At 71.1% G+C, this 3,408-nt stretch carries 2 protein-coding genes; one reads left to right on the top strand and one right to left on the bottom strand.

Annotated elements, in window-relative coordinates; genetic code table 11:
- Positions 1–1,785, top strand: a 1,785-nt coding sequence (locus ACWEN3_RS43840) for an alpha/beta fold hydrolase (RefSeq protein ID WP_452983550.1), incomplete at its 5' end; no start/stop codon positions are given.
- 287 nt (positions 1,786–2,072) lie between these two features.
- Here ACWEN3_RS43840 and ACWEN3_RS43835 read toward each other — a convergent pair.
- Positions 2,073–2,927, bottom strand: coding sequence for an SDR family oxidoreductase (locus ACWEN3_RS43835; protein WP_452983547.1), 855 nt, complete (start codon positions 2,925–2,927; stop codon positions 2,073–2,075).
- Between the last annotated feature and the right edge of the window lie 481 nt (positions 2,928–3,408).

Below are 3,408 nucleotides of genomic sequence, written 5' to 3'. Positions count from 1 at the left end.
CGACTCGCCGCCGTCCTGAGGCCGAAGGCCGACGCCGCCTGGCACCTCCACGAGCTGACGAAGGACCTGCCCCTGACGCACTTCGTCCTGTTCTCCTCGGCAGCCGGTCTGCTGGGCAACCCGGGCCAGGTCAACTACGCCGCGGCGAACTCCTTTTTGGACGCGCTCGCCGGACACCGCGCCGCGCTCGGGCTGCCCGCCCTGTCGCTGCTCTGGGGGCCCTGGGCCGACACGGACGGCATGGCGGCCCGCACCGACCGGGTCCACGGCGGCGCGGTACGCCCGGTCGCCCCCGAACAGGCCCTGGCGCTCTTCGACGCCGCCCTGACCGGCACCGACCCGGTACTGGCGCCACTGCCGCTGGACCGCACGCCCGGAGCGCTGGCCGCCGGGACACCCGTACCACCGCCGCTGCGCGGGCTACTGCGTCCGGCCCGGCCGAAAGCGTCGTCCGATCCGGCCGGGGACGAAGCCCCGGACGGAACCGAAGGCGCCTGGCGTGACCGGCTGGCCGACCTTCCCGCTGCCGAGCGAGTGACGACGCTTCAGGACCTGATCCGCGCCGAGGCAGCCGCCGTGCTCGGTCACACGGGCGCGAGCGCCGTCGACCGCGGCTTTCCCGAACTGGGCTTCGACTCGCTGATGAGCGTGCTGCTGCGCAACCGGCTGAGCCTGCTGACCGGGGTGCCGCTGACGGCCACCGTCGTGTACGACAGGCCGAGCGTGGAGGAGCTCGCGGCCCATGTGTACGCGGAGTTGAGTGATGCCCTGCCCGAAGGGGCGCCGGACGGGCCGGACATGGACGTGCCCGCGGCAGCACGGGCCGCCGGCGGCCCCGCCTCCTCGCCGCTCCTTGCGTCTTCGACACCGACCACGGCAGGGACAGCCACTTCCCAGACTCCGCGACCGCACCACTCGTCCGACCTGCGTGCGGCGCACGGCCCTCGCGCCGCTCAATCCCTTCCGGCCCTCTACCGGAAGGTCTGCGAGACGGGTGACGTGGTCTCGGCCATGCACCTGCTGGTGACCGCGTCCCTCGGCGCGCCGTCCTTCGGCAGCGACGACGCCGACCGGCACGAGCTGTCGCCGCTGCGCCTGGCCAGCGGCGCGGGCGGCCCGGCGCTCGTCTGCGTCCCGGGCTTCGCCCCCAACCTGGGGCGGCCCTGGCACGCGGGGCTCGCCCCCTGCTTCGACGGCGAACGGGACGTCTTCGAGCTGCGGCACCCCGGCCTCGACGACGGGGACGCCGTGGCGAGGGACCTGCGGACGCTGGCCGGGCTGCACGCGGCCACGGTGAGGCGTCACCTCGGCGGTCGCCCGTACGTCGTCGTGGGCCACTCCATGGGCGGTACGGCGGCGCACGCGGTCACCGAACGGCTGTCGGCCGACGGCGATCCGCCGGCCGGACTCGTTCTGGCGGACACGCACCACATCACACCGGACCGGGAAGCCGAACCCTGGCTGCTGGCCCTGCCCGCGCGAATGCCTCTGGCCATGGGCGAGCAGTTCGACGGCGCGGTGGACGACCTGACGCTGCTGGCGCTGGGCGCGTACACCCGGATGTTCCGCGCCTGGCAGCCACAGCCGACGCGCGTGCCCACCTTGTTCGTACGGGCCACACAGCCGTTGCCGGACATGCCGGAGCGGTGGCGGTCGGCCTGGCCGGGCGCCCATGACACGGCGGATGTCCCCGGCAGCCATCTGAGCATGCTCGAGGAGGACGCGCGCACGACGGCCGCGGCGGTACGCGACTGGATCGGAGCGCTCGGTACAACGGCCGACTGACGCCTGCCGCGACGCCGCCGTGGCACATCCCCGCCGCCCGGCGTGTTCCCTCCGCGCCGGGGGCGGAGGACGCGGGGCATTCGGGTTTGGTCGAAGCGCTGCGGCGCTGCGTGGGTTCTGGCAGAGCCTCGGACTGGCGCCTGGGGCCCTCGCCGTCCAGCACCCACCCCGCCCGCTGAACTACCGCGAGGGGCTGTACGGCCCGCCTTCCGGCGACCCGCGCTGCTTCGACCGGCCCGGCGACACCGGCTCCCGACAACGGGTTGTGCTCGGCCTAGAGCTGAGGTTCAAGGCCGCGGTTCGGCTTCGCCGCGGAAGTGGTCTGCGAGACGTCGTCGACCGACCGTGGGGGCGATGACGTCCTGGGTGAGGACGGTCAGGGGAAACTCAAGCACTCCGTGGATACGCACGGGGGTCAGCCGGCGCAGCAGCATCAAGCCGATCTTGAGCATGCCCAGCGGGAGATGGGTGATCCGGGCGGGCCTGTCCAGGGCCTGGAAGGCGGCTCGTGCGATCTGCTCGTGCGTGAGCAACTCGGGGCCGCCGAGCTCGATGACCCGGTCGTCGCCGGTGACGGCGTCGGCGAGGGTGGCCGCGACGTCCTCACCCGCGATGGGGTTGATGCGGAGGCCGCCTCTGCCGAAGACGAAAGCCCGGCCTTTGCGTGCCATGCGGAGGTAGTCCTCCATGTCCGAGAAGTAGCCGTTCGGATAGAGGATCGTGTGTCCCATCCCTGAGACCTGGAGTTCCTTCTCGAAGGCACGCTTTGCCTGGACGAGTGCCACTTTCTCCAGCCCCGGCGCGTGGACCACGGAGACGTACACGAACTTGTCGACATGCGCCCGTTGCGCCTCCCGCAGCAGGTTGAGGTTGGCCCCGTAGTCGACATCCCAGCACGTCAACTTGGCCGGCCTGCCCACGAGTCCGATGGTGCTGACGACCACGTCGACCCCCTCGCAACAGCCGGCGAGGGCATGGACGTCCGTGGCATCCGCGGTGATCACCTCGTCCACCAGGCCGCGGAGCGGCCCCAGCCGGTCCGGGTTGCGCACCAGTGCGCGGACCACATGGCCGCGTTCCTTGAGGTCCGGGACAACACGAGTCCCGAGATAGCCTGTCGCCCCTGCTACGAGGACCTTCACGCCTCTCCCTTTCTGGGTGGTCGATCGGTGCGGTGCCGGCCGCCCGAAGCCTGCCTCGGCAGATGCCGTGAGGCGCCGGAGTGAAGAGTCTGCCGATCTCATTACACCCGAGGACCGGGAGGCACGCCGTACGTCGCACCTGCCAACGGCACCCAGACAGAACGGAATTCATGCCGAAGTCGCCGATCCCTTGCCGCCCCTGGACCTGGCAGTTGCTCAGTAGTTGACCTTGGCTCGACAGGGTGAACTCCCCTGAAGCACCGGATGAGTATGGAGCGGTGGCTGTAGTTCTTGACGGGGGCGGTCTGACCACTGAGGGGCGCCGGCGCCGAGAGACGATTCGGGTCGACTGGCCCGTATCGAGAGTAATAGTCAAATCTTGTGGATAGTTCGCCCCGCCGATCCCGGAACAACGCCCGGCTCGGTGATCGCTGTCAGGAGTGCAGCGGGCCATAGCTCACGAAGAAGTGCCCGGAGGCGT

The organism is Streptomyces sp. NPDC004561, assembly GCF_053602155.1.
Note: the sequence above shows the minus strand (reverse complement) of the source record. Positions and strands in the feature narration are given on the sequence as shown.